Here is a 26,088-nt window from a genome sequence, read left to right as displayed (position 1 = left end):
GGATGGCCGTGACGCGCGGCTTGCCTTCGGTGAGCGTCCCGGTCTTGTCCACCACCAGCGTGTCTATTTTTTCCAAGCGCTCCAGCGCCTCGGCGCTTTTTATCAGCACGCCCGACTGCGCGCCGCGTCCCACGCCGACCATGATCGACATCGGCGTCGCAAGACCGAGCGCGCAAGGGCAAGCGATGATGAGAACGGAGACCGCTGCAACAAGGCCATACGTCATGCGTGGTTCCGGTCCCCAGATTGCCCAGGCAAGAAATGCAATAACGGCGATGAGAATGACGGCGGGCACGAACCATCCCGCCACTTGATCGGCGAGGCGCTGTATTGGCGCGCGGCTTCTCTGCGCGGATGCGACCATCTCGACAATCCTTGAGAGCACGGTGTCGCGGCCAACCTTCTCCGCGCGCATCACAAAGCCGCCAGTCTGATTAAGCGTGCCGCCGATGACTCTGTCGCCTGCAATCTTCGTCACCGGCATGGATTCGCCGGTGACCATGGACTCATCGACCGAACTGCGGCCCTCGACGAGTTCGCCGTCCACAGGAACCTTTTCTCCTGGACGGACGCGCAGGCGCTCGCCGACCTTCACAAGATCCAGCACAACTTCTTCGTCGGATCCGTCAGCGTTAATCCGAGTCGCCATTTTTGGCGCGAGATCGAGGAGCGCGCGTATGGCGCCGCCGGTCTGTTCCCGCGCGCGCAATTCAAGAACTTGTCCAAGCAGAACAAGGACGGTGATAACCGCCGCCGCCTCGAAATAGATCGGGACAGAGCCATCGAGGTTGCGGAATGCCGGCGGGAAGAGCGACGGCGCCAATGTTGCGATGACGCTGTAAATCCAGGCGATGCCCGTTCCCATGGCGATGAGCGTGAACATATTCAGATTACGTGTCACGAGCGATTGCGCGCCTCGAACCAAAAACGGCCAGCCAGCCCAAATCACGACCGGCGTCGCCAAAATAAGCTGAAGCCAGTTCGACGCCTGCGGCGCTAGCAAGTGATGGAGATTGAATAAATGTCCGCCCATCTCCAAGACGAGCACCGGCGCCGCCAACGCCAGCCCGATCCAGAACCGCCTAGTCATGTCGACGAGTTCGGCGTTCGGTTCGGCTTCGGTCGAAGCGACGAGTGGCTCAAGCGTCATGCCGCAGATTGGACAATTTCCGGGCCCGATCTGACGAATCTGCGGATGCATCGGGCATGTGTAGATAACGTCCGCTACATGGGATGGGTCTTGATGCGCATCCTCGATTGTGACACCGCCACGGGCCGTCTTCGATTCCTCATGCGAGGCGCGATCATGCCGATGCTCGTGGGCCACTCGGTTCATCCTTCCTTGCGCCGTCAGAAGCGGCATCGTAATTGATCTAGGCGTCCTTTGCGCAAGGTCGATCGTCGTTGCTCACTCGGCAATACGGCCGCCCCGCTTCCAGAAATGGCGGTTCCTTCAGTCACGGCCTCGACACCATTGGCTGCGGAGGCTCCCGCTCGACCGATGTCGTCGTGTATCGTCGCTCGAAAAGATCAACAACGCAAAGTTTAACGGCGGAACTGCAAGTCACTGGATGCGGTCCGCCATTTTGCTCGACGGTTTATGAGGGGCGCGGACTCCTTGGATGATATCACGCCGATGAGACCTTCCGCGCCTCGTACTGTTGCCTAAGGAACACGGCCCGACAGCAAATCGATGGTCGGACCGTTCCATTATTGTCGACGACAATTACCGTACGTCAGCTTCGCATCGAATATGCGTTCAATCACGAAGCTCTCTCCATCAGCGACAGACCCACACCCATTTTCCATGATGGCGGTGCCAGCACACATTATGTCTGTGTTGGCCAGGAGTGCTCCAATCACGATGCATGTGACGGCCATGCCCGCCGGGGACCATTCCGTGAGTCTGCGGGTCGTGCTCCTGGAGCTCTTGGGCCATCGCGGGAACGGATAGGGCCAGCATCGTCGCTAAGGCAATAGAGAGTCTAAGCATTAGTCTTTCCTCCTGTGAAGATTGTTGTGCATTGTTCTATGGAGCTGCGTGGATAGTTCCCCCCAACTCCTGTTTGACCTCTCCTTTTTGAGGCAGGCCAAACCCCTTGATCAGCGCATAGATCGCCGGAATGACAACGAGCGTCAGAGCCGTCGAAGACACCATCCCGCCAATCATCGGAACGGCGATGCGCTGCATAACTTCTGACCCTGCGCCAGTGCTCCAGAGGATCGGCACAAGCCCCGCCATGATTGCGACGACCGTCATCATCTTCGGCCGCACGCGCTCGACCGCGCCGAGCATAATCGCTTCTCGCAAATCGGCGCGAGTGAAGATCTTCCCTTTGGCCACGCGCTTGGCCGCGACCTCGCGCATTGCCGCATCGAGATAGATCAGCATCACGACGCCGGTCTCGGCGGCGACGCCAGCAAGCGCGATGAAGCCGACCGCAACCGCGACGGACATATTGAAGTTCAAGAGCCACATCAGCCACACGCCGCCGACCAGCGCGAAGGGCAGCGACAGCATGACAATCAATGTCTCGGTCAAGCGGCGGAAATTCAGGTAGAGCAGCAGGAAGATGATGAGCAGCGTCACCGGTACCACGATCTGCATGCGCCCTCGTGCGCGCTCCAGATATTCGAACTGACCGCTCCAGACGACATAAGCGCCTGCCGGGAACTCGATCGCATCGACGACCGCCTGGCGCGCTTCTTCGACAAAGCCGCCGAGATCGCGGTCGCGGATATCAACGAAGATGTAGACTGTGAGCTGGCCGTTCTCGGTGCGAATCGAGGTCGGGCCACGAACGAGTCCGACACTCGCCACTTCGCCGAGCGGAACCGTCCCGCCGCCAGGTAGGGGAATCAGCACTTCGCTGGCGATCGCTCTCGGATCGGAGCGGAAGTCGCGCGGATAGCGGATGTTGACGCCGTAGCGTTCGCGTCCTTCAACCGTCGTTGTGACGGTCTCGCCGCCGAGCGCCGTGGCGATTATCGCTTGCATGTCGCCGATCATGAGGCCGTAGCGCGCGAGCATCGCGCGATCAGGAACAATATCGAGATAATAGCCGCCGATGACGCGTTCGGCGTAGGCGCTCGAAGTTCCGGGCACGCGCTTCAAGACGGCCTCGACTTGGCGCGCGAGCCCCTCCATTTGCGACAGGTCGCGGCCAAAAATCTTGACGCCGATCGGCGTTCTGATCCCGGTCGCCAGCATGTCAATCCTGTTTCGGATCGGCATGGTCCAGGCATTCGACACGCCGGGGAATTGCAGCGCCGCGTCCATTTCGCCAATGAGCTTGTCGATCGTTATTCCAGAACGCCACTGATCCTTCGGCTTCAACTGGATGACGGTCTCTGACATTTCGAGCGGCGCCGGATCGGTCGCCGTGGAGGCGCGCCCAGCCTTGCCATACGCGGTGTGAACTTCGGGGAAGGATTTGATGATACGGTCCTGCTTTTGCAGGAGCTCGGCGGCCTTGGTGACCGAGAGCCCGGGCAGCGTCGTCGGCATGTAAAGGAGCGCACCCTCATTGAGAGTGGGCATGAATTCGGCTCCGAGCTGCCGCGCCGGAATGATGGTCAGCGCCAGCGCGCCGAGCGCCAGCAGAAGCGTGGCGACCTTCGCTTTGAGCACCAAACGTATGATGGGCCGATAGAGCCAAATGAGCGCGCGATTAATGGGGTTCCTCGCCTCGGGAACGATTTTTCCGCGCACGAAGACGACCATCAGCGCCGGCACGAGCGTCACGGAAAGGAGCGCCGACGCCGCCATGGCGAACGTCTTAGTGAAGGCGAGCGGACTGAATAAACGTCCCTCTTGCGCTTCGAGCGTGAAGATCGGCAGGAACGAAACCGTAATGATCAACAGGCTGAAGAACAGCGCGGGGCCAACCTCAGTCGCAGCATCGATCAATATCTCGATACGCCGCTTGTCGGGCAGCGCGCGCTCCAGATGCTTATGCGCGTTCTCAATCATGACGATGGCGGCGTCCACCATTGCGCCGATAGCGATGGCTATGCCGCCCAAACTCATGATGTTGGAGCCGATTCCCAGCGCCTTCATCGCGGCGAACGCCATGAGTACGCCAACGGGAAGCATGATGATGGCGACGAGTGCGCTGCGCACATGCATTAGAAAGACGACGCAGACGAGAGCAACAATGACGCCTTCTTCGACGAGTGTGCTCCTGAGCGTCTCGACGGCTGCATGAATGAGCTGGGAGCGGTCGTAAACCGAGACGATCTCAACGCCCTTGGGCAAGCTTGTCGCCATCTGCGCAAGGGTCGATTTGACATTGTCGATCACTGTGAGCGCATTGGCGCCATAACGCTGTAGCGCGATGCCGCTCGCAACCTCGCCCTCACCATTGAGTTCGGTGACGCCACGCCGCTCGTCGGGGCCGAGCTCGACGCGCGCGACATCCTTCAGGAGAAGTGGTGTGCCGTTTTCGACGCGCAGGACAATACTTTTCAGGTCGTTCACGCTGCGCAGATAGCCTCGTCCACGCACAATGAATTCAAATTCGGAAAGTTCGACCGTGCGACCGCCTACATCGGTATTGCTGGCGCGGATGGCGCCACGCACTTTCGACAGTGGAAGGCCGAGCGCGCGTAGTCGGTTAGGATCGACAACGACATTATACTGCTTGACGAAGCCGCCGACGCTCGCGATCTCAGCGACGCCTTCAGCCTTGGCGAGGCCGTAGCGGATCGTCCAGTCCTGGATCGAGCGCAATTCGGCGAGCGTCATATCCTTGGCGATGAGCGCATATTGATAGACCCAGCCGACGCCCGTCGCATCGGGACCAAGAACAGGCGTCACGCCCGCCGGCAATCTCTTACTCGCCGCGCTCAAATATTCGAGGACGCGCGCGCGCGCCCAATAAATATCGACGCCATCGTCGAAGATGACGTAGACGAAGGATACGCCGAAGAATGAAAATCCGCGCACCACTTTGGAGCGCGGAACGGTCAACATCGAAGTGGTGAGCGGATAAGTGACTTGATCCTCGACGACTTGCGGCGCCTGGCCCGGATATTCCGTATAAACGATCGCTTGCACATCGGAGAGATCGGGAATGGCGTCGAGTGGCAGTGTGCGCACGGCATAGACGCCCCCTGCGACCGCGAAGGCAGCGCCCACGAATATGAGCAATAGGTTGCGCGCCGACCAGGCGATGAGACGGGCGATCACTTGCCCGCCTCCCCTTGGTCGAGAGCTCGTAACGCCGCCTTCAAATTGCTTTCGGCGTCGATGAGGAAGTTCGCGGTCGTAACTACGCGTTCGTTTTCGCTCACGCCGCTCTTGATTTCGACGAAGCCTTCGCCGCGCCGGCCGATCTTTACTTCTCGCGGCTCGAAGCGCCCTTCGCCCTTGTCGACAATCGCCACTTGCCGTTTACCGGTGTCGATGATGGCGCTTTCTGGCGCCGTTAGCACCTTCTCGTTTCCACCGGCTGCGATCTCGACCTCCGCATACATATCTCCCCGCAGCAACCCGTCGGGGTTCGGCAGTTCGATTCTGACGCGCGCCGTTCGTGTCTCCATATTGAGATGGGGATAAATCAGAGCGACTTGCCCCTTAAAGGCTCGATCTGGGTAAGCCCGTGGCCGCACATCGACCTTTTGTCCGGGCTTGATCAAGGCGATGTCCCGCTCGGCGATGTCCGCCAGCACCCAAACTAGGGAATGATCGACGATGCGAAACAGCATGTCGCCCGGCGCGGCGCGCATGCCGTTAATTGCCGCTCGCTCCAAGACATGGCCGTCTTGCGGCGCGGGCCATGCAATCACACGTGGAACGCTGCGGGCGCGCCCGATCGCGGCGATGGCGCTTTCGTCGAGGCCGAGATTGACGAGCCGCCGCTTGGCTCCCTCCAGACGCTGGGCGTCGATCCCGCCGCCACGCCGCATGTTGAGGACGGCGACATATTCGGCGGCTGCGCTCGAAAGATTCGGCCCATACACGCGCATCAGCGTCTGGCCCTTGCGAACATAATCGCCCTCCGCAAACTTCCCGACCGATTCGATGAAGCCTTCGAAGCGCAGGGAGACGATCGAGATACGTCGCGGGTCGAAGTCGATCCTGCCCGTCGCTCGAACAGGGACGCTCAGCGTCCGGCGTTGGACGGGTTCGGAGCGAACGCCGGTCTTTTGCAGCTTTCCGGGGCTGATCGTGATGGTCGTGCCGTTCTCCGCCTCGTCCTCGTAGACGGGTACGTAATCCATTCCCATCTCGTCTTTCTTGGGAACGGGCGATGTGTCAGGCAGGCCCATTGGATGGCGATAGAAGCGCACGCGTCGTTCGCCACCAATCTTGGCGGAGCCTGCAGGAGGCTTGTCCTCGAAACTCACATCCTCGCTGGCGCGCACCGGCAGATAATCTTTGCCTGCCGATGTCTTCTTGGGCGTCGAGGAATAGGCTGGGCGACCGTCGGGATCCCTGTAGTAAATGATCGGGCCTGTCGTTGCAGGCGGCTTACCCGAGATACTAGGCCCGGCGTCACCCAGCGTTCCTGTAGGTGTGACCCATTTGAAACGTCCCTCGGCCAGCCAAGCGAGGCTGGCCGCGACGACGACAAAGCCCAAAAGAATTGCGAAGTGACGGCGAGTCATAGAGAGCCTCCCGCCAGACGTTCAAGCTCCGCGTATCTGGCTTGCTCTTCGACTTTGAGCTTAAGGATTTCGAGTTCGATCGCTCGCAGGCGTCGTTCGGCTTCCAGAGACGTCGCCAAGTCGGCGGCTCCGGCCGCAAAGCCGCTTCGCGCCGTCTCCACCGACAGCCGCGCCGGACTGAGCTGGCGTTGTTCGACGATCCGGATCGCCTTGCGCACCGCCTCCAGCCCGAACCACGCTTCGGCCACATCGCCGTCGAGCCGGATTCGGATGGCGTCGTAGCGCATCTGCGCGGCGCCGAGCCGCGAACTGGCGGCGCGCTGTTCGGCGTCTTTCGCTTCATATTGCAGCGGCACCTTGAATCCGAGCATGAACATGCCGCTATTGTCGCCGGTGGGACGCTGCACGAAATTCGCGCCAACGGTGACGTTCGGATAGTAATTCAGGTCCGTGAGTTCTTTAGTTCCGATCGCTGCGCGGACCTGCGCGCCGGTCGTGGCGAGGGCTGGATTGGCGACTCTCGCGAGCTCCTGAACGCCGGCGAGCGTCAGCTTTGTTTTCAGCGGCCGAAAGCCTTTGGGCATAGCGAGTGGCTCTTGCGAGCCGCGACCGACCAAGGCATTTAAGCGAGCGGCGGCGGCCTTTGCCTCGCCTTGACGGCGCGCGACCTCTGTTTCAGCCGTCGCCGCCTCGATCTCGGCTTTGATCACTTCCTGCTGGTCGACCGAGCTCGCGCCATAACGCAAGCGCAGGAGCGCGAGAATTTCGTCGAGCCGGCGCTTTAATCCAAGCGAAAGGTCGATCGCCCGATGCGCGGCGCCGTATTGCGCATAGGCGGCTTTGACGCGGGCGATCAAATCTGTGGCGACGGCGCGACTCTGATGCCTCGCAGCCTCGGCGTCGGCCTCTGCGACGCCGCGCTCCAGATCGAGTTTGCCCCAAAGTTTGAATTCCTGCTCGAAGCCGATCCAACGCTGGCCGATGCCGCGTCCATTCACATCCCATGCTTGCAGCGTTACCGTCGGATCGGCCAGCACGCCTGCCGCGCCCACTTTATGCGCTGCCGCATCGGCATCCAGCGCGGCCGCCGCTAGTTCAGGGCTTAGCTGATTTGCAAGGGCGACGACGCTTTCGACGTTGGCGCCGGGCAAGTTTCGCTCGGTTGCCGAAAGCGATGTTGAGCACATCAATACCGCCGCCGATTCCACAAATGAGATGGCGCGAAGGCGCCGTCCTCGACTCATGGCGCCACCTTTAGAATTAGTCGGCCTTGGACCGTGCCGCTCTCGCCCTGCACCTTTGCAGCGAGTGATATCCGCCACGTTCCCGCATCAGTCAGATCGACCTTGAATCGATAAATTCCGGGATCGGGGCTTTGCGCCGGTTCGATCATGCTGGTCATCGTCTCCATGCCATCTGGAGCCATATCGAGACGCATCGCGAAGATCACCGCGTCTGGCGCCGGCTTGTCGTCGGGCTTATGGACGAGACGTACCGATACGATCGCTTGCCCCGTCTTGAATTGCGCTGCGACGAGTCGGAATTCGTAGTCGTTGATATTGGCGCGGGCGAACGGCGCTAGGCCTAGGATGGCAAGCGCGACCAGCGCGAATAAGCGCGCCTTGCTCGAGGTCACGAGCATCATCAGATTCTCTCCGTATCCCATTAATGCGCATGGTCGTCGGGCGGATTGCAGCCGCGCTCAATCCCGACGAGGGACGTCATCGCGCCTCACGCGTCGATGCGACAACGGCGCTGGTTCCTGCGGGAATGGGATCGTGGATAACGATCCCCCTCGGCTAGCCGCAGCGACCGCTTGAGGTCGCGCCAAATCTGCTCCGGGCGCAACCGTGAGCGAGATTGGACTTTCGGCTTTAGACGATTGGAGGCCGAAGAGCGGGCGGGCTTCGCAATCCACCGAGCTCAATGTCGTCGGAGGGAATTAGCGGCGGCGCACACACCCAAAGAACGGCATCAACGAATGGTTGAAACTGCGGAAGCGCTGCTTGACTGGGCCCGCAGAGGATCTCAGCGCACACGGGGAGTGCTGCGCCGTCATGGCCGTTGTGGTCGGGACAATCGTCCATGCTCATTTCGATGCAAGCATGGTTCATCTTCGCGGCAAAAGCTCCGCCCGCCCCAGCTAAAGCTGTAGCGAGAATAACCACAGAGATCAAAAGGCGAAGGCAGCGAAGCATTTCTCTACTCTGTCAGCCGCAAACTACCATGGCAAGCGCCACGCCCAAACCATTTTCTGATCCGGCGAAGGTCGGCTACGGACGGTGTGCGCCCGGATAGCTGGACTCCGCTAGATTGTCTCTCGCCAGTGGCTGGCCGGAATAGGATTGGACTTGAAAAGCGTACTAAAGCGTGAAGGTGCTGAACTAAAACTTCGGAGCGGCATGATTTCGTGCTCATACCGTCGACTGTCGACCTATCGTGCGATGAGATTGTTGAAGAACTTTTGGCGCAAAGTTGTTTCATGCGCATGCCAGATACCGGCGCAAAGACCATCGTCGCTTGTCTGGCCGTGACAACGACCCAAATCGGAGCGATAGGCGATGCCCATAAGAAGGGCGAGAAGAAAGCGCCCGAGATCGACCGAAGGCGAAGGAAGGGCAGTTGCGGTGTTTGCCTGGAATGCGCCCTCGGCGTCCTTTCTCAAACGCGGTCCCCTGAGTTCCTGCCCCCGCGCACGCGAATCGGCCGTGTTCATGTTCCAAATCCAGCGACAGAGCTTCCTTGGTTAGCTCGGCTCGCCGACGTCCTTGTGATTTATCAGAGAAGATGCGCGTTCAGTAATAGCCTTAAGAGGAAGCCGAAGTTCGAAGATCAACCCGTTTGGGTTAAAATCGATCGTTGCTTGTCCACCGAACGGCTTTCCCGACTCGAGTAAGATGGTATTGCCGAATCCGTTCGCTGTCGGTCGAGGATGGATGGGCGGCCCGCCGGCTGGCGACGACATACGACGCCAGCCCCGTTTTTGCACGCGCAGTACAAGCGTGATGAATCTGTAGCCCAGAGTTTTCGAAAAAGGCATCTCGCTCTCTTTTTTTGTCCGCACCTAGTCCCTCACATCGCCCATCCTACGCCTATCGATGATGCACTTGGGTAGCGCGGCTCGAGAGAAGATGCCAAAGACGCTTAGGCTCTGCCTATGACAGAAAGGGTTCTTTCGATGTGGGTCAACCCCCGAGTTTCTTACGAGGACAAATTGAAAGCCCTCACATTAGCTTGCCTCCAAGCCAATCCGGAGCTGGTCAAAAGAATTGAAAGCCGTCCAAATTGCGCTGCAAGCGCGAGCGACGTAATCGGCATTGTCGACATTAAGGTGCTGCTTATGAAGGACGTCTCTGATCGCAGGTGCCTGTCAAATATTGAGACCCTGTCGTGTTGGTGGAATTTCAAGAAAGACGCGTTGAGTTCTCAATCAGACGAATGCATCGGTTTTTTATATGAAACTCTCCTCTATCTCACACGCTAAATTCAGATTCGCCATTCTGAACGAATCCGGGGCACGGCCAGGATCGCGGTCCTTTTTGTGGTGCGCATTGCGAGCCGGCGGGAATGGTCGATGGTAAGCAGCAGCGCCTCGTGCTGTAAATTAGAAGAGGTCGGCGAGTCGGACCCCTCAGAGGTTTGCAGACAGCTTTTCGTTGGCCCGAGCCCATAGGCCGCAGCTCGCGCGGCAACGCGTCAATGCTACGCCCTCGCCACGTCGGCCGCAGGGCGTCGGCGTCGTCATCGAGGCGGAGCACAGCTGCACGACGCTGTGGGGGTCAACACGACGGACTCGCTCCTGACGATGAGCCGGCTGCTCGGCGTGAACCGCGACCACTCGCGCACCCGCAAGGAATTCCTTGCCATGGTGCAGGGGAGGCGAGCGCTGCGCCTAGCAAGTTGTGGAAATTAGCGCCGCGCCGGCGGCGGTACTTGCAAGGCGCCCAGACGAGTCGATGTGATTTATTGGCAAGAGCGCCGGCGCAGCCATAGCTCATGGACGGGATTGTGGTCGCGAAGAGCTGGCGCGTTTAGCCAGGAGCGGGTCTTCGTGGACCGCGCCGTCCCCATCCAGGACGAAGCGCCAAAGCAATATTCCGCGCCGGAAGGTGAGGCGAGTTTTGCCATAATCCTCGCCTTCTCCCCGCTCGCAGGTCGCCACGATTGTTCCCCGCTGCAGTTCCGTGCGAAAGGCTTCGACGGAGAGTCCGAATTTTGGCGCAACGAAAGTCGCGTCCACAACGAAGTCTTCGCCGTCACGGACAATGTCCGCACATCTGGGATTGGCCATCCTGTCCTCCGCTCGCCGGGTCAAGGCCGGCACCCAAAATCAAGTGCCGTTGCTTTATAGCCGACGAGGCAGGGTCGTGTCGCGGCGAAAGAGGCGTGCTTCGATTCAGCGGTTCATCAAAACGCCTTTAGGCTCGGCTTCGGCAACAATGGGGCTGACCTGAGCTTAAAGGAGGTCGATTTTCGCTGGACCTACATCTCATCGCCGCTCAATCGCCGCCACGTGCCGTCCGGCTGAACAGCCGCGCGATCTTGCGTGCTAACGGCGCGCGTGAGCGCCGCAGAATGCGCTTCTCCGCTCTTTTCCTGCGCACGCGCCGCGGCCTTGGGCTCCAAAGCGCGCCGCAGACGCCGATACGCTCAGCGATCACCGCGTCCTGCCTTGGAGTGAAGATGACTCCTGGGAGCAGGTTGGAATGAAATCGGCGGAACGTGAGAATAGCATGGCTCTGCTCCTCTTCGAAATCTCAGACCTCATCAAAACTCACTCAGAGGGCTTATCTCATGAACAGGAACACCTTGGCGATTATAAGGGACTGGGTTGGGCGCTGGTCAGACGAACGTTTCGCCGGGGCGCTCAATCGAATGGTCATCCCTCCGGCAAGGGCAAACCTCAAGTGCGCTCCCGTGCGTCGCGCGCGGTATCCAAGCCTATAATCTTCAGAATGGCTGACGATGACCGAGGCGGCTCAGGCGTCGAGCATAATGAAAGATAGGTTGAGCCATCTTAGCAAGGCTGGCTATTTTCGCCCGCGGCAGGTTGTTTCCGCAGTGCGTAACAAATCCGTGTTAACAGGACCGATGAAATGGCGGGGCTCGAAAAGGGCGCCCGTATCGCATCGCCAACGAGAAGACGCTTCCAGTATTTTACTACGCACGCACCATGATGGGTGTCATCGCAGCTTCGACACGCGTTGTTGTTTTGGATGCTCCGCTTGAGACAAAAGAGCTCAGCCTCTCACAAAGGCGAGTCCAGTCTTGAGACGTCGATCTGCTCGTCGTGCATCCCGAACAGCCTGCCGTCCCGTAGCTGATGGATGTGATCGAAGCGATCGAAAATCTTCTCGTCATGCGTTACGGCGATGATCGCGGCGTCGTGCTCGACCGCGAGCTTGCGCAAGAGGTCCATGACGATGCCGGCGCGCTTGGAGTCGAGGGCGGCCGTTGGTTCGTCCGCGAGAATGATGCGAGGGCTGTTCGCTAGCGCCCGCGCGATGGCCACCCGCTGCGCTTCGCCACCGGAGAGCTTGGCCGGCATCGCTTTTGCGCGGTGGCCGATCTCGAGATAATCGAGCAAAGCCACGGCCCGCTTGCGCGCATTAGCAATGTCGACGCCGGCCAATTGCAACACGATCGCCACGTTATCGGTCACATCGAGGAACGGCAGCAGGTTGTGGAACTGGAAGATGAACCCGATCTTGTCGAGCCTGAGACGCCGCAAATCACCCCGAAGCCGGCGGCCATCGCGGACGACCAGTTCGCCGTCGAGCTCCATGCACCCCGAGGACGGATCCAAAATGCAGCCGATGATGTTAAGGAGGGTGGTCTTGCCGGAACCGGAGGGGCCAAGCAGCGCTACGACCTGTCGGGGGTAAACCTCTAGCGAAACATCGCGCACTGCATCGACGCGGGTTTCTCCCTCGCCAAAGTGTTTTGAGATGCGATCCAGCCGAACAAGCGGCGCGCCAGAGCTTGTGGTTTGCATCTCAGCCCCCAAGCGCGGTCGCCGGATCGACCCTGAGCGCGGCGCGGACGCCAAGGACGCTCGATAGAAGGCATACTACGAAGACAATGGCTCCCAGAATGACAACATTATCCGGCTCCAGCACCACACGTCGTGGAAAGTAGTCCTGAATATTGACGATAAGTGCGCCACCGATTGCAAATCCGATGAAGCCGAGCGCCATGGCTTGCTGCACGATCATCCCGATGATCGTTCTGTCGGGCGCTCCAATCAATTTCAAGGTGGCGATCTGCTTCAGTTTCTCCATGGTCATCGTGTAGATAATAAGCGCGATGATCACCGCGGAGACGACCAGCAGCAGGCCTGTAAAAAGCGCGATTTGTCGGCGCGCACGGTCAACGAGCGAAAGTGTCAGAATGTTCTCTTGAGCTTCCTGGGTAATGGCCGCGAGATGCTTCCACCGCTTGATTGTGCTAGCGACGGCCTCCGAAGAAGAGTTCGGATGCAGACGCGCCACGACCGCATTGACGGTGTCCCGAGTTGATCCGCCCTCGCCACGAGCGAGTTTGAGTCGCGCCGCCGACGGCGCGAGATCGAACTGCAGTTTCTGCGCGTCCTGCAGCGTGACGTAGACGGCCGGGTCGCCTCCCGAACTGACCTGGTGCTGCGTGAGACCAACCACCGTGAACATGCTTCGGCCGAGCGCGACCCGATCGCCGAGGACAAGACCGGCAGCGCGGTCGGCGACTATCTCATAGTGGCTGCGAGCAACTCCGCGACCTTCGATGATTACTGGCGGACCGCCTGGTCGCGTCGGCTCGTAACCGATGACGTAGAGCCGGAGCTTGTTGCCCATGTGCTCACTCTCTACCGTCTGATACGTGACGCTTCCGGCGGCGTCCACGCCCGCGATGCGGGCGATCGCCTCCCGCGTGTCTCCTGGAATGCGAGATATCTCCGCGAAGGGACCGCGCGTACTGGATTCCACAACCCACAAATCGACAGCCGGCGCTCGGGCGATGGTCAGCGCCTCAACGACGAGCCCGCGATAGATGCCGATCATTGCGAGCACGACTCCGAGCAGGAGGCCAAGTCCCAGGCAGGTCAATAGGAACCGACCGAGATTGTGCATAATGTCGCGATATGCAAGGTTCATTTCTTGCTGGCCTCGATCGTCCAAATAAAGCGGCCTTCGCGTAAGCCGCTCTCCAGGTTCGCCACGACACGCGCATCTCCGGGCAGGCCATCCACGATCTCAAGACGCGCGTCCTCCGTGCGATGTCGGAATTTTACCAGACGCCTCCGCAACCGGCCGGACTCGACCGTCCATACCCGGCCTTGCCGTCCGTCGTAGCCCTGCACGACGGCCTCTGGAACGAGGATCGCTCTATCAAGCTGAGCGACGGTGATCCAGACCTCCACCTGCTCGCCGAGATAGACTCGGAATGGCGGATTGTCGCCCTTAATGAGAACGCGCCGTTCCTCCGTAATGCGATCGCTTTCGAGGCCAATGCGGGCGACCCGTCCTGTGAACGCATCCTGCGGACGCGAGCGAAGGCGTGCATCGACATGTTGCCCTTCCTGGATAAATCCCGCGCGCGCTTCGTCGACATGAGCGAGACCCCAGTACGTGTCAGCCGCAATGAGCGTGAAAATTGGATCGCCAGCCTTGACGACAGAGCCCAGTTCCTTGTGGCGCTCCATAATCACGGCGTCGTAGGGAGCCGTGAGCGTCCTATGGCGCAACATCGTTTCTTCGAACTGATACTGAGCTCGCGCATCGGCCAGTTGCGCCTTCGCGCTGGCAATCTCGCTATCTGCAACGGCAACATCGGCGCGGGCTACGGCCTCGTCTCTGAAAGCCTCCTCTGCGACTTGCTTTGTGACGATGCTTCGCGCAACAAGCGCCTGCTTGCGCCGATTGGCTTCCTGTCTTTGCGCCATCACCGCCCGCGCCCTCTCGAGATTGGCATCCGCCCGGTTGATGTTCGTCTCGGCGATCAAGAGCGCAGCGCGCGCCTTTGCGACCTTGGCCTCTTGTTCGCTACTGGCGAGGCGCGCGAGGACCTGGCCCTTCGTCACGCGGTCGCCGTGGTCCGCGTGCAGTTCGACCAGCGTGGCCCCCACTTCGAAACCGATTTTCGACATCACACGGGCCTCGACCGTGCCAAGCCCAAAGACTCGGATCGGCACGTTCTTTTCAATTGACGCGACCTCGACGGCGATCGGACGGTTCGCGTAAACGATTAGAGCCACGGCGATGGCAAACAGTACGCCGGAGGTCGCCAGGGCGTATCTAGCGATACGCCCGCGAAGCGCTGCGGCATACAAGAGGCTGGCTCCGGTCTTTTCGCCAATAGACGTGTCAGGCCCCCTGGCCGATCGTTCGGAGGACTCATTCATGATCAGTCTCCCGGTCGCATAGAGTTCCGCTCCAATGAGGGACTATCGTTCATTCATTGCCGCCACGTCGGAGATCCTCCAGCCCTCGGCCAGCGTGCGAATGCGTTCCATGCCGGCCGGCAGTGGCGCGTCGCTCTCCCACTTCCTTGTCACGTTGAGCATGGATCGAGCCCGATTGGCCTGATCGGTAGTGTTTTCGCCATGTCGCGTCGGAGCCTCCCGACATGCCGAGCTAGAACGCCAGCGCGGCTCCCAAGTTCGTTCCCGCTTGCCATGAACTTGCGCGCATCATCGCCTGATCTTTCCTCTTGGAGTTCTTGCATTCAGCGTCTCAGCATCGGAGGCGCCTGACTTCACGCCACGGAGGTAGATGCCGAGAACTCCATGAGCATGGGTGCGAACGCCTTTGATGTCGCCCGACAGCAATGATTGCATCACCAGACCCTGGATCATCCCGATGAACAGGATCGCCGCCGCATGCGTGTCCAGATCATTGGCTGCTTCTCCAGCCGCCTTGGCCTCCTCAAGCTTTTTTGCAAGCCGCTCGGCATAGCGCTTGATGAGCATCCGTGCGATTTTCGTGGCGGGTGCGGCTTCGGCGCGCTGCAATTCACCGAACATCATTCGAGGCACGCCAGGATATTCGATCACGAACTCGATATGACTCATGAACATCGCTCGCAATCCGTCCATCGGCGAGCATGCGCCTTCTGCCGCATGATCAATGCGATCCAGCAAACGATTGGTCACCCACTCCATCACCGCCTCCCAGATCGCATCCTTCGTGGGGAAGTGACGAAACAAGGCGCCCTGCGTCACGTTCATGTGCTTAGCGATCGCTGCTGTCGTGATCTCGCTGGGGTTCTGCGCGCCGGAAAGTACGACAACTGCTTCGACGGTGAGTGATCGGCGCTCCTCGGCCGGAAGATACTTGGACTGCATGCTGCGGCTTGGCTCGGATAATAGTAAGCAATTACTATTATTGGTTAGCCGACTGCGTTGTCAAGGGACAGGCCTTCCTCTCCCGTGGCGTCGCGCTTAAGTAGAGTTGGATACGTTAGGAGCGCGGCGAGCGGGAGCTGATTACTCACTTTTCCGCTGAGCGGAACAAGCGGAGAACCGTGGCATTGATCCTCTCCATAGAGCGTTGGCTGGAAAAAAGGGGACGCCATGGCTGAGCTGCCCAGACGGCGATCAGGTTTTCTGGTTCAGCGAGATCTTAATCGAGCGATCGGAGACGTGGGATATAGGGCCCCATTAGCGTAACCGCCCCCATAACCAAGCTCTATCTTGATCTTTGTGGCTACCTTTTCATATCGCAACGCTTTACAGAGTTGCGAGATTAGGGTCGCCGACATTTCGCCGGGACCAAAGCGCTACGGCCGATGCCGCCAACTTGCCAGTTGCGCGAAGAAAGCCTTCCCTCCGGAGCTAGAATGCGCAACTTTTTTCGAACACTTGCGCCCGAGCAATTCGATGCGAGCGTCGCAATCCGCGCCGACGGAAGCTATTTTTATTCGTACGACGGCATTCTTATTTTCGTGCCCGCTCTTATTCAGGCCTGCCGAGCGGGTTTCCTGGAAGCACGCCTGGAGGCCCGACTTAAACATGCCGCTGCGCAATTGCGCGACGAAGGCTTTCGATATGCCCAATATCTTGCCCGAGGACGTTACGCAGTATTCTTGGAGCGATCGGTCGCTAGAGGCCAATCGTCCTGTTTCCCATCACGCGAGATGAAGGTGTTTTGCATTCAGCCGCAAGCCGACGGCGCTATCGTGATTGGCGGCTCTCGACCAGACGCTAACGCCCCATGTCAACTTTCCGGAACAGATGCAGAAATCGACGGACGGCTCACCGTCAGGTTAGAAAAAGGCGTCAATGTCGTCAAACATAATGCGCAGACCAAGCGGTCGAATTTGAACCATTTCCTCGTCTACCAATGGCGCATTAAATCACCAGACGCCGACCCGTTCATGGTCGTCCAGCTTCCAGAATTAGGTCGATAAGTCTGATAGCGCCTTGGTAACGCTCATCTTCGACTCGCCGGGCTGCCACGACTTCAGAAAATCGATCCAGCCCCGGCTCAACCAGGACGCTGCCGTTAGTTGCGTGCCATTTAAGCATCGGGTTTCGTTCTGGCGCGAGCGTATCGTCCTTTTACACCGATGCCCCTCATACAAGACGAGTAGAGGATCTCTCGAGCAGCGGCCATAACGCGGACGTATGCCGCCAATCACAGTTCGAGCACGGCATCATGAAGGCAATAAGCCCTTGCAGAAAGGTACAAATCTGATGACGCGCTCAGTCGCGTCGAACCAAAGCAGAGTAGCATCTAAGGCGGAGAGGATCGAGCTACCGAATTCGTTGACAGTGGACTGATGGCTATTTCGACGATGGCCTCCGCCCCGAGGCTGTTACAACTTTGGGCATGGCGCTCCGCGAACCAATGTCCAACGCCCCGTTTAACCTTGCTAAGAAAATCGAGACCGCGGTCGTCCGCCAAGTGACCGAGATCACATATCAAGTCCGCAATAGCATGCGCCTCGACAGTGCCGCACTCCTGTTGAAAAACGGCGACTGCATTAGCGCCGGCGGCTATGTGATTGGCCTTATTCATCGTTTCTCCAACCTGACAATTAGCTGGACCCTTGGAGCAGGATATCAAGTCGGGAACTTGCACAATCACAGAGCGATAGGAGCTGATCAGCGGTCAGTGCTGTTACGGCCCCACCTTCAAACGAACGATGAAAGCGGCGAGTCTGATCTCCTGATTTGGAGATAAGGCTTATGTCTAGACTTGATCTTTCGCTTGAGCCGAACGGCTCCGGGTTACGGCGCATCGAGGTGATCACTGGAGCTGGTGGTCGGCGCCGGTGGTCCGAAGGGGAGAAGGCGCTGGCAGTCGAAGGGAGTCGCTGGCTCCTGACGCGGTCGTCTCGCAGGTCGCGCGTCGACATGGCGCTACGCCACAGCAACTGTTCACCTGGCGAAGGGAGGCGCGCCGGAGGGCAGAGGCGGCGGGTTGCAATATTCTTCATCATTCCCCTCCGTTCATTTCTGATGCGGCAACTCAACTATGCCGAAAAAGGGGGGAGCCATTCCATAATCTTACGCTAAAGCGCTGATGGAGGTTCGCTGGTATCTCGGGATGGAGTTGCGCAGATAAGCCGGACCGCTGCGCGAAGGCCCTATTGCGCACCAAAGGAGCCGGCGATGAAGAAGCATGAAATCGTCTTGGCGCAGGCCCATGCGACGCTGTTCGATCTGCCCAACCGCCCCGTCCCCGACGGCGATCTTCGGCGCCATAATTTAATGGTCCCAGCGCGGAAAGCCGCGTGGGTCGTCGGATGCAAAGAAATCTCAATTGGCAACTATTAGCGAAACGCAGAATGCCTCACATGGCGCCTTGCGGAACGTCTCGGTGATCCAGACGAGTCATCGAATACCGTATGATACTGGTTGTGACAGGCAACAGTAGCGCTCCTCCAAGTATGGCTACGATCATGATCGCTATCCACGTCGTCCTGTAGTTTGCGAGCGCTTCTTCGGGCATCAACCCTTGGAAGGGCGGCATCGCTCCAATGTCAATGATGAGGCCTAGAAAGGCAAAAAACAAAGATAGCACGATCATTTGCGCAGGGGGATTCTTCGCCCAGGCATATAAATCGGCTCCAGAAGTGCGGTTGCTTTCATTTTTTGTTTCTGCAGCGCTATTTTGTGCATCATCTCCGACAAGCTCTCCGCACCGAAACACGCCGACTTGCATTCCGCCATTTTCAACACTTTTCGCGCCAGTTCCGTTCACTTGATTTGCGGAAGGCGGAACCCCGGGGCGGCTAAGGAACACGTCGTCGGATCGCCAAGGTAGTTCAATGGCGTTTGCCGCCGGCGGAGGCGTGAGTAGGAAAGTGGCGAGCGCAAGTAGGTAGAAAACGTGGTTCATGCCATTGGGTCCTGCTACTTGGAGTTATTCGCCGACTCGGAGATCGCCCATCGTGCCGAATGCATGACGCCTCTTAGATGTGATGAAAAGACGAAATCTTACTTAGAGTCGGACTCAAATTCACATCTCGATTATCCAGGGCGATGCGTCGATGGATGCCTCCGATCTCTGGAGAGCCTTAGCGGCGATTGAGCCAAGCGAGCGTTCGTTCGACCAACGCCGTGCGCGAGGATGAATTCCAAGGTATCGATTTCGGAGGACCGCAAGCCTCGCTCGCGCTATTGCGGAAGCGAGCGGTGTGGTGCCCCCTTAGCATCGACAGTCACGCGGGAAAGGCAATCCGTTCTCAGCCGCGACGTTCACTCACACGCGCCAATCACGTCACCCTTTTATAGCGGGCGTTGCTTGCTATTACCGCACCGAGCGGCTTGCGTGTCGCAGCTTTCGTTGACAACGAAGGAAATTGGTGGATCATCGCGCCTGCGAGGGTGGCGATCCCTATTCCAGGCGGTATGCCCAAGCATCGCGGACGGCTCTTCAAAGCCGAGGATTCCGGATGCCGTCTTTATATCGACGTCTGTCTATGGACTTGACCGCTCGGCTCTACATTTGGCGGCGTGCCCCGGAGCGTCTGTTGTCGCGCCAGCAAAGCTGCGCGCGCAGCACGCGGCGGCTTTCTCATTGCGCCTCGCCTTGAACGCAGGCCGGCGGGCGCTTCGAATCCATCCAAAATCAAAAGGAGAAAGCACTTGGTTTCCGCGATCATTCGCATTGTTCTCTTAACGAGCGCCCTGGCGCTTGCAATAGGCGCGCCGCAGCTGCGCGCCGAACCTGCGACGCCCATCAAGGGGACCGCCTATGTGACCTCGTGGTTCGGCGGCGTCGTTTCCGTTATAGATCTCGCATCAGGCGCACTGAAGAAGAAAATCCCAGTCGGCATCCACAATCATAACGTCACGCTGCGTCCCGATCAGAAACAAGCTTGGGTCACGAACAACAACGCGGGGACCTTATCCATCATCGATACGCAAGCAAACAGCGTGATCAAAGCGCTGCCAACAGGAAAGGGTCCGCGACACATCTTTTTCAGCGCCGATGGCAAGGAAGCATACGTTACGAACGAGTTCGACGACCGGGTCGAAATTTTTGACGCGCAGGCGGGTGCATCGCTTGGCGTCGTCAAGGTCGGCGCGATGCCGCATTTCGCGCTCGCTTCAGGCGACAGGCTTTTCGTCTCCAATTTCGGCGGCGGCGACGTGACGGTGCTCTCACGCGCAAAACGCCAGGCGCTCGCGACGATCGCTGTCGGAACAGGGCCGCTGGGCCAAGGCGCGACCAAGGACGGCAAGCGCGTTTATGTCGCCTGTCACAACGCCAATCTCGTCGCCGTGATCGACGCCGAAAGCCTTCGGCGGATCGCGGATATCGAGACCGATGCGGGACCGGTGCAAGTCACGGTCGCGCCAAATCAGACCTTCGCTTATGTCGCTAATGACGGGGCGGGCACGGTGCAGAAAATCGACCTTGCCGTGAACAAAGTCATCAAAACGATCTCCATAGCGCCGGACGCGGGTAGTCACGGCGTCGGCTTCGCCGGCGACGGTCGCTGGCTCCTCATCACCAATACGGGAGCCAACAGCCTCTCGATCTTCGACACGCAGACGGATGAGATTGTGAAGACAATCTTCGTTCCGACAGCGCCTGAAGGCGTTGCGGTCCGGCGTTGAATAGCATCTTTTTTGCGAAACGGGGGAGACGCTCGCAATTCAATGGCGCCAGACTGCCCGAATCAGTCTTGTTCTCTTTAGCTATAACGGCGCTTCGAAATTCCAAGGACTATCGTCCATGCCGCGGGCGCCGTTTAGCAGCTTTCCCTGCCCGCAGCGGATCAGAGACTTAGTTGCGCCGCAAAAAATCCCAGCCGTTCATGAGGATGGCATTTCCCTAAAGTGTTGCTACATTTGGCTGCGGTACGCGTTTGTCACGCACCCGCGTTAATTTCTCCTGAGCCGTGATGGAAATTATGCAACGATCCAATGCAGAGTGGCTGACGGCGCTTCAGGAGAGCGGTCGAGACCAACAGTTGGCGCTTGCGGACCTTCGAGCACGACTGCTTGCGGCAATTCGGGCCTATTTGGCGAAAGGCTACGCCACGCAAGAATCAACGCGTTCAGATGAAGCGCAGCACCTTGCTGAAGACTGCGCACAAGAGGCCATTCTCATTATACAATCAAAACTTGGAGACTTTCGCGGCGAAAGCCGCTTTATGACTTGGGCTTATTCAATCGCAATCAGAGTCGTGCTCGGAGAGCTGCGCCGCCGTCGCTGGCGAGAAGCTACGATCGAGCGCGCTCAGCTTGGACAGACTTTGCCGGCTTGGCCGATTCAAGAACCGGGGCCGGAGCGCAGTCTACAGCAGCGCGAAGCGTGGACTCTACTTGCGCGACTTATCGGCGCCAAGCTTACTCCCTTGCAACGGACCGCACTTGTCGCTCACGCTTTTCAGGGGATGCCCTTGGACGAGGTCGCCGAATGGTTGGGTTCTAATCGGAATAATCTTTACAAACTCATCCACGATGCGCGTAAACGGCTCAAGCAGGCTTTGCTCGAAGAAGGCGTGACGCACAAAGATCTTATTGCCGTGTTTGACGAGCCAAAATCGGGAACCCATCTCCATTCGGAGGGTAAGACTTCCTCCGTTCAACGCATCTTATAGTCAGTCGTGCCGGAACCCGACATGAAACACAAAGACTTTACCCGCCTCATTGACACCGTCTTCGCCGCTAAGAGCGGAGAGGAGATGCTGTGCACGGAATATTTTGATGAACTTCCACGTTACGTCGACATTGAGGCATCCGGTCAGGACGCCGGAGCCTTATTGCCCGAGGTTAAACACCATATGCATCAGTGCCCCGAGTGCGAAGAGGTTTATCTCGCCCTTCTGAGACTCGTGAACGCAGAAAAAACTTTTCCTTCGAGGTAAGACCTCAGCGTTCCGTCGCATCTAAGTCGTATCGGATCGAACTGGTTGGCGCGCGCGATCGGATCGATCGCCGGCATTGTCCCCGGTTCTCCGCTCGAAGGAGTGTGATGCGATGCTAAGAACCTGGGCGCAGTTGGGGATTTCACGTTCGTTCGCGTTTTTGCTCATGTGGCCAGCCGCGCTTCTCGCCGCTAGCGCAGCCTCTGCCGCCGACCAACATTTGATCACGCTCAAAGCAAGCGCAATGCCGTCGGGTCAGCTGGCCTATGAGATGGTCAGTCACAAGGTCAAATCTTCCACGGGAAAAGAAAGCGACCTTACGGATCGGTATGCGAGCGGTCCTACCATCCCTGGTCCCACGCTCGTCATGAAAGAGGGGGACGTCGCCGAGGTGACTCTTCAACATGGCATCGCCGACTCGGCGTTGCCGGTCAGCATCCATGTCCACGGCGTGCACTTCAAGATCGACAGCGATGGCACCATGAAGGTTTTGAATGGCGTCGCCGACGAAGCTGCGTTCCCAGACAAACCTTACACATACAAATGGACGGCCGCGCCTGGAACGGCAGGCACGTGGGCCTATCACGATCATGCATTCGGCAATCCGATGCTCGGAGCCGAGGACAAGGGGCTGTTCGGTACGCTCATCATCAATCCGGCGAGCGGGAAGGTTCCTGCGCTCATCGACGGCAAGATCGTCGACGTTGATCTTGCCGATGTGAAACGCGAATTCATCATCTGGATGCATGAAACGACCTTTTGGGGTCAGGAGCTCAATCATATCATCGAGGGCGGCAAGGAGATTCCGTTATGGACTAATCCGACCGTCGGCGCGCGCCTGGGCGAAAAGGTTCGCTTCCACGTCATGGGGATTGGCACCGCGTTCCATACTTTCCATCTCCATGCGCATCGCTGGATCGAGCCCGGAGCAACCGCCGGCGTTGACACCGTCAACATCGGTCCAATCAGCCGCACCTCGTTCATCGTGAAGGCCGGCGAGGGTGTTGGCCCCGGCGACTGGCACTACCACTGTCACGTTATCCAACACATGCAGTCTGGAATGATGGGTGATTTCCGCGTCATCGAATGATCAATGGCGGAACGGGGGAGTTAAAGGCATGAACCACGCAACAATCATGAACCGCGTATCCTTTCTGACGTTGGCCGTGGCGACGACCTCGCTTGCTGCGCCGCTGGCGGCGCAGGCGAAAGACGCCGTGAAATCTGACGACGTCATCATCAGCCGCCCCGGGGTCCTACCGTCGGCCGTGCTGGAGATGACCGACGAGCCCGGCAAATGGTTCAAGGATCCCAAGAGCGGCGGCTCGCTCGTTGTGGTGAAGCCTGGCGAGGCGGTGCTCATCAAGATGACGGACACCAATACGGATCACACCATCACCAGTCTTGCCTGGCAGCCTGGCGCGGACAAATTCCCGGTCGATCAGGAGAAGCCGTCGAACGCCAGCGTTACGCAGACCTTCGACAAACCGGGGCTCTATGTCTTCACTTGCAAGGTCCATCCCTACATGTTCGGCGCCGTTGTCGTCGACGATCCGAAGACGGAAGGGCTGGACATCGGCGGCGAATTGCAGCTCGTGACCGGCGCCAAAGTTCCGACGACAAGCGACATCGCCAAGAAGCTGCTCCGCACCTTCTTCGTCGCCACGACGCCGGCGCTATGGCGCGACTATCGGCAGCCGAAGTGGGAGGTGAAGCTTCCCGATCTCGGACTCAATCTCGGCGGCGCGCAGATCAATCTGAGCGCGCTCAGCCTTTCGGCGCCGAACACGCTGCTGACGCCCAAGACGCCCGGCGTCGGCGAGGTCTGGGTCAACACGCAGTTTGAAGGGGTGAGCGGCAAGACGAAGTTCGGAACGGCGACGCAAATCGACGCGGCGGATTGGACGCTCAAGAAAAAAGTCAAGGGCGTCGAGCAGAATATGAACAACCCTCACAATATGTGGCCCGATCCGACATATAAATACATTTATCAGACGGAATGGTTCGACAAACGGCTGACCACCTTCGACCGCGAGAGCGGAAAGGTTCTTAACACGCAGGTCGTTGGACAAAATCCGTCTCATGTGATGACGAGCCCGGTAAACGGCATGCTCTATGTCGCCATCAATGGCGAGGACCGCGTGGCGAAACTGTCGCCTGGCGAATTCCCTTCGGCGATGGGCAACATTAATGTCGGCCCGCATTCCGGCCCCCACGGCCATCACATCACCGACGACGGCAAATATATGATGACGCCGAACGCGCTGGCGGGAAGCGTTACCGTCGTCGATCTCGCGACCGAGAAAGCGACGGAAATTCCGACCGGCGGCGTTATTCCGATCGCGATCTGGAGCGACATGAACCATAAGGGCTATGCCGCCAATCTGCTCGGCACGCCCCCCGCCATGCTCTCCTCATTGACGGTCATCGACATTGACAACAAGAAGAAGGTCAAAGACATCGACCTCGCTGCCGATTACGACCCGATCAGCGGCGCGCACAAGGGCGAGGCTTATGGCCTGCTTCCGATCCAGACCCCGGTCAGCCCGGACGGCAAATACGTCGTCACGGCGAACACATTGAGCGCCACAGTCACGATTGTCGACGTGAAGACCGACAAGGTGGTGAAAAGCCTGCCCTGCGAAGCAGGCTGCCACGGCGTCAACTTCGGACATAAGAAGGGGGGCGGCTATTACGCCTATGTGGCGAGCAAATTCGCCAATGACTTGATCGTTATCGACATGGATAAGCTCGAAGTCGTAGGCCGCATTCTGCTCGCGGATTCGAAGGACGGTCAGATCACCGCGCATAACGGCATGGGCGGACAGGGCGTGCTGCCCTTGCCGATCGTCGAGCGTGGCATGCTGGCGCCCACGCTAAAACTCGCGGGAACGGGCAAGTTGAGCGCCGAAGTCGAGGGATGGCTCAAGCTTTTGAACAAGGAGCAACGCGGCAACTGAGCCACTGCAAGTCAGCTCCGATGGATAGCCCCAAGCAGGGCTTCCATCGGGGTGATCAGTTGTTACCGCAACAGACGCAGCACCCGCCGAATAATGTTAGGAGATGCGCGAATGATCGAGCGTCAAGCCAACAAACTGAATATCTAGTTTCGGCCCATGCAGATCGATTTCGTGACGGCCCGAGTCGTTTAATGGGTTTGGACAACAACTTTAGCGGAGTCCGAAGGTCGAAGCGTACCCAGGCTGAAGCTGAAGCGGCTGTGCGGGTTCTTATCGAATGGGCAGGCGACGATCCGAACCGCGAAGGTTTGATCGATACGCCTGAGCGGGTGGCGCGTTCTTATCGCGAATTGTTCGCTGGCTACGCCGCCGATCCTCGCGAATATCTCAAGCGCACGTTCGAAGAAGTGGGCGGTTATGACGAGCTGGTCGTATTGAAGAACATCCGCGTCGTTACTTTTTGCGAACATCACATGCTGCCGGTGATCGGACGCGCGCATGTCGGTTACCTGCCGACAAACAGGGTCGTGGGAATCTCCAAACTGGCGCGGGTCGTGCACGGATTCGCGCGTCGATTACAGATTCAGGAGAAGCTAACCGCTGAGATCGCCGAAGCCATCCAGGAAATTCTCGAGCCGCAAGGAGTAGGAGTGGTCGTCGAGGCCGAACACAGTTGCATGACCTTGCGTGGCGTGAACACGCTCGGATCCACATTGACCACTAGCCGGTTACTCGGCGTAATCCGCGACGACGCCCGCTCACGAGAGGAATTCCTCGGCATGGTGCGCCGAGCCTAGAATTTGGACCAGCGGCTGACGAAAGAAGCATTGGGAGCGGAACGCCATGGAAGATGGCATTCTCTAAGTTCTCCCGCTTGTAATTTTGCCTCGACCTGAGGGACCGGCTCTAGATGGAGACCGTTGCACGAGCGTTGTCGCCGATAATAGCTCGAGCCTTGAATCTGGAAGACGGGGGGTTTCCAAATCTGGAGATCCGCAACGGTGAGTCTCGTTGGAACGATAGTTGCTTGTGCGGTAGAAATGCGCGCTGACCTGATCGTTATGCAGACCGATGGTCGCGATAGCGCTTTGGACTCGATCATCGGGAGCACAACCGAGCGCGTCATACACGAAGCGCCTTGTCCTGTATTGGCGATTCCGCGAAGCTCCCTAGATGACGTGAACCGAGAGCGTCTGTTTGGAAGGTAGCGGCG

General features: G+C 58.8%; 21 protein-coding genes. 10 read left to right on the top strand and 11 right to left on the bottom strand.

What is annotated here, in order from left to right:
- The 10 genes from IYY11_RS02865 to IYY11_RS02820 all read right to left on the bottom strand — a co-directional run.
- Window positions 1–1,363 (bottom strand): HAD-IC family P-type ATPase (locus IYY11_RS02865; RefSeq protein ID WP_196402627.1); only part of this gene is annotated, 1,363 nt, incomplete at its 3' end.
- A gap of 666 nt (window positions 1,364–2,029) precedes the next feature.
- Window positions 2,030–5,191 (bottom strand): efflux RND transporter permease subunit, encoded by a 3,162-nt coding sequence (locus IYY11_RS02860; protein ID WP_196402626.1) that lies wholly within the window; start codon window positions 5,189–5,191, stop codon window positions 2,030–2,032.
- A complete protein-coding gene (locus tag IYY11_RS02855) occupies window positions 5,188–6,612 on the bottom strand; it encodes an efflux RND transporter periplasmic adaptor subunit (RefSeq protein ID WP_124740575.1) in 1,425 nt (474 codons plus the stop codon). The genes IYY11_RS02860 and IYY11_RS02855 overlap by 4 nt, the downstream gene beginning before the upstream one ends.
- On the bottom strand, window positions 6,609–7,763 hold the full coding sequence (locus IYY11_RS02850; RefSeq protein WP_245435099.1) for a TolC family protein: 1,155 nt from the start codon (window positions 7,761–7,763) through the stop codon (window positions 6,609–6,611). The genes IYY11_RS02855 and IYY11_RS02850 overlap by 4 nt, the downstream gene beginning before the upstream one ends.
- A gap of 89 nt (window positions 7,764–7,852) precedes the next feature.
- Window positions 7,853–8,254, bottom strand: a complete 402-nt coding sequence (locus IYY11_RS02845; protein WP_245435141.1) for a FixH family protein — start codon at window positions 8,252–8,254, stop codon at window positions 7,853–7,855.
- A gap of 2,352 nt (window positions 8,255–10,606) precedes the next feature.
- Window positions 10,607–10,903 (bottom strand): DUF6522 family protein, encoded by a 297-nt coding sequence (locus IYY11_RS22725; protein ID WP_109026906.1) that lies wholly within the window; start codon window positions 10,901–10,903, stop codon window positions 10,607–10,609.
- A gap of 957 nt (window positions 10,904–11,860) precedes the next feature.
- Window positions 11,861–12,607: an ABC transporter ATP-binding protein gene (locus tag IYY11_RS02835; protein ID WP_109026905.1), complete on the bottom strand. Its 747-nt coding sequence runs from the start codon at window positions 12,605–12,607 to the stop codon at window positions 11,861–11,863.
- A gap of 1 nt (window position 12,608) precedes the next feature.
- Window positions 12,609–13,742: an ABC transporter permease gene (locus IYY11_RS02830; protein WP_109026904.1), complete on the bottom strand. Its 1,134-nt coding sequence runs from the start codon at window positions 13,740–13,742 to the stop codon at window positions 12,609–12,611.
- Window positions 13,739–14,989, bottom strand: a complete 1,251-nt coding sequence (locus tag IYY11_RS02825; protein ID WP_109026903.1) for an efflux RND transporter periplasmic adaptor subunit — start codon at window positions 14,987–14,989, stop codon at window positions 13,739–13,741. The genes IYY11_RS02830 and IYY11_RS02825 overlap by 4 nt, the downstream gene beginning before the upstream one ends.
- A gap of 288 nt (window positions 14,990–15,277) precedes the next feature.
- Window positions 15,278–15,931, bottom strand: coding sequence for a TetR/AcrR family transcriptional regulator (locus tag IYY11_RS02820; protein WP_109026902.1), 654 nt, complete (start codon window positions 15,929–15,931; stop codon window positions 15,278–15,280).
- Between the two features lie 494 nt (window positions 15,932–16,425).
- Between IYY11_RS02820 and IYY11_RS02815 the strand changes: the two genes are divergently transcribed.
- The 3 genes from IYY11_RS02815 (at window position 16,426) to IYY11_RS02805 (ending at window position 18,367) form a co-directional block, all read left to right on the top strand.
- Window positions 16,426–16,995 carry a hypothetical protein gene (locus tag IYY11_RS02815; RefSeq protein WP_109026901.1) on the top strand — a complete coding sequence of 190 codons (570 nt, stop codon included), beginning with the start codon at window positions 16,426–16,428 and terminating at the stop codon, window positions 16,993–16,995.
- Between the two features lie 867 nt (window positions 16,996–17,862).
- Window positions 17,863–18,114, top strand: a complete 252-nt coding sequence (locus IYY11_RS23650; RefSeq protein WP_246695852.1) for a transposase — start codon at window positions 17,863–17,865, stop codon at window positions 18,112–18,114.
- An 88-nt stretch (window positions 18,115–18,202) separates the two neighbouring features.
- On the top strand, window positions 18,203–18,367 hold the full coding sequence (locus IYY11_RS02805) for a hypothetical protein (RefSeq protein ID WP_154454016.1): 165 nt from the start codon (window positions 18,203–18,205) through the stop codon (window positions 18,365–18,367).
- Between the two features lie 16 nt (window positions 18,368–18,383).
- On the opposite strand, the gene IYY11_RS02800 is transcribed toward IYY11_RS02805, so the two are convergent.
- Window positions 18,384–18,932, bottom strand: coding sequence for a hypothetical protein (locus IYY11_RS02800; protein ID WP_124740573.1), 549 nt, complete (start codon window positions 18,930–18,932; stop codon window positions 18,384–18,386).
- Between the two features lie 749 nt (window positions 18,933–19,681).
- On the opposite strand from IYY11_RS02800, the gene IYY11_RS02795 reads away from it, so the two are divergent.
- From IYY11_RS02795 to IYY11_RS23645, 7 genes are all read left to right on the top strand, one after another.
- Window positions 19,682–20,659: a YncE family protein gene (locus IYY11_RS02795; protein WP_158273654.1), complete on the top strand. Its 978-nt coding sequence runs from the start codon at window positions 19,682–19,684 to the stop codon at window positions 20,657–20,659.
- A 287-nt stretch (window positions 20,660–20,946) separates the two neighbouring features.
- On the top strand, window positions 20,947–21,648 hold the full coding sequence (locus tag IYY11_RS02790; protein WP_245435097.1) for an RNA polymerase sigma factor: 702 nt from the start codon (window positions 20,947–20,949) through the stop codon (window positions 21,646–21,648).
- A gap of 21 nt (window positions 21,649–21,669) precedes the next feature.
- Entirely contained in the window at window positions 21,670–21,915 is a 246-nt protein-coding gene (locus IYY11_RS02785; protein ID WP_109026897.1) for a hypothetical protein, read from the top strand.
- A 112-nt stretch (window positions 21,916–22,027) separates the two neighbouring features.
- Window positions 22,028–23,005: a multicopper oxidase domain-containing protein gene (locus IYY11_RS02780; RefSeq protein ID WP_204982133.1), complete on the top strand. Its 978-nt coding sequence runs from the start codon at window positions 22,028–22,030 to the stop codon at window positions 23,003–23,005.
- A gap of 28 nt (window positions 23,006–23,033) precedes the next feature.
- Window positions 23,034–24,875: a hypothetical protein gene (locus IYY11_RS02775; protein WP_245435095.1), complete on the top strand. Its 1,842-nt coding sequence runs from the start codon at window positions 23,034–23,036 to the stop codon at window positions 24,873–24,875.
- A 191-nt stretch (window positions 24,876–25,066) separates the two neighbouring features.
- Window positions 25,067–25,672 carry a GTP cyclohydrolase I FolE gene (folE, locus tag IYY11_RS02770; protein ID WP_109026895.1) on the top strand — a complete coding sequence of 202 codons (606 nt, stop codon included), beginning with the start codon at window positions 25,067–25,069 and terminating at the stop codon, window positions 25,670–25,672.
- Between the two features lie 204 nt (window positions 25,673–25,876).
- On the top strand, window positions 25,877–26,083 hold the full coding sequence (locus IYY11_RS23645) for a universal stress protein (protein WP_196399175.1): 207 nt from the start codon (window positions 25,877–25,879) through the stop codon (window positions 26,081–26,083).
- The last annotated feature ends 5 nt before the right edge of the window (window positions 26,084–26,088 follow it).

This window comes from Methylocystis sp. H62 (assembly GCF_015709515.1).
GTDB lineage: Bacteria > Pseudomonadota > Alphaproteobacteria > Rhizobiales > Beijerinckiaceae > Methylocystis.
The sequence above is the reverse complement of the archived record's forward strand: the minus strand, read 5'-3'. Positions and strand labels throughout refer to the sequence as shown.

Bases quoted from the DNA above. Each gene is read 5' to 3' on its own strand.
- IYY11_RS02855 (WP_124740575.1), bottom strand. From the start codon at position 6,612: ATGACTCGCCGTCACTTCGCAATTCTTTTGGGCTTTGTCGTCGTCGCG.
- IYY11_RS02845 (WP_245435141.1), bottom strand. From the start codon at position 8,254: ATGCTCGTGACCTCGAGCAAGGCGCGCTTATTCGCGCTGGTCGCGCTT.
- IYY11_RS22725 (WP_109026906.1), bottom strand. From the start codon at position 10,903: ATGGCCAATCCCAGATGTGCGGACATTGTCCGTGACGGCGAAGACTTC.
- IYY11_RS02835 (WP_109026905.1), bottom strand. From the start codon at position 12,607: ATGCAAACCACAAGCTCTGGCGCGCCGCTTGTTCGGCTGGATCGCATC.
- IYY11_RS02830 (WP_109026904.1), bottom strand. From the start codon at position 13,742: ATGAACCTTGCATATCGCGACATTATGCACAATCTCGGTCGGTTCCTA.
- IYY11_RS02825 (WP_109026903.1), bottom strand. From the start codon at position 14,989: ATGAATGAGTCCTCCGAACGATCGGCCAGGGGGCCTGACACGTCTATT.
- IYY11_RS02820 (WP_109026902.1), bottom strand. From the start codon at position 15,931: ATGCAGTCCAAGTATCTTCCGGCCGAGGAGCGCCGATCACTCACCGTC.
- IYY11_RS02815 (WP_109026901.1), top strand. From the start codon at position 16,426: ATGCGCAACTTTTTTCGAACACTTGCGCCCGAGCAATTCGATGCGAGC.
- IYY11_RS02805 (WP_154454016.1), top strand. From the start codon at position 18,203: ATGAAGAAGCATGAAATCGTCTTGGCGCAGGCCCATGCGACGCTGTTC.
- IYY11_RS02800 (WP_124740573.1), bottom strand. From the start codon at position 18,932: ATGAACCACGTTTTCTACCTACTTGCGCTCGCCACTTTCCTACTCACG.
- IYY11_RS02790 (WP_245435097.1), top strand. From the start codon at position 20,947: ATGGAAATTATGCAACGATCCAATGCAGAGTGGCTGACGGCGCTTCAG.
- IYY11_RS02785 (WP_109026897.1), top strand. From the start codon at position 21,670: ATGAAACACAAAGACTTTACCCGCCTCATTGACACCGTCTTCGCCGCT.
- IYY11_RS02780 (WP_204982133.1), top strand. From the start codon at position 22,028: ATGCTAAGAACCTGGGCGCAGTTGGGGATTTCACGTTCGTTCGCGTTT.
- IYY11_RS02775 (WP_245435095.1), top strand. From the start codon at position 23,034: ATGAACCACGCAACAATCATGAACCGCGTATCCTTTCTGACGTTGGCC.
- folE (WP_109026895.1), top strand. From the start codon at position 25,067: ATGGGTTTGGACAACAACTTTAGCGGAGTCCGAAGGTCGAAGCGTACC.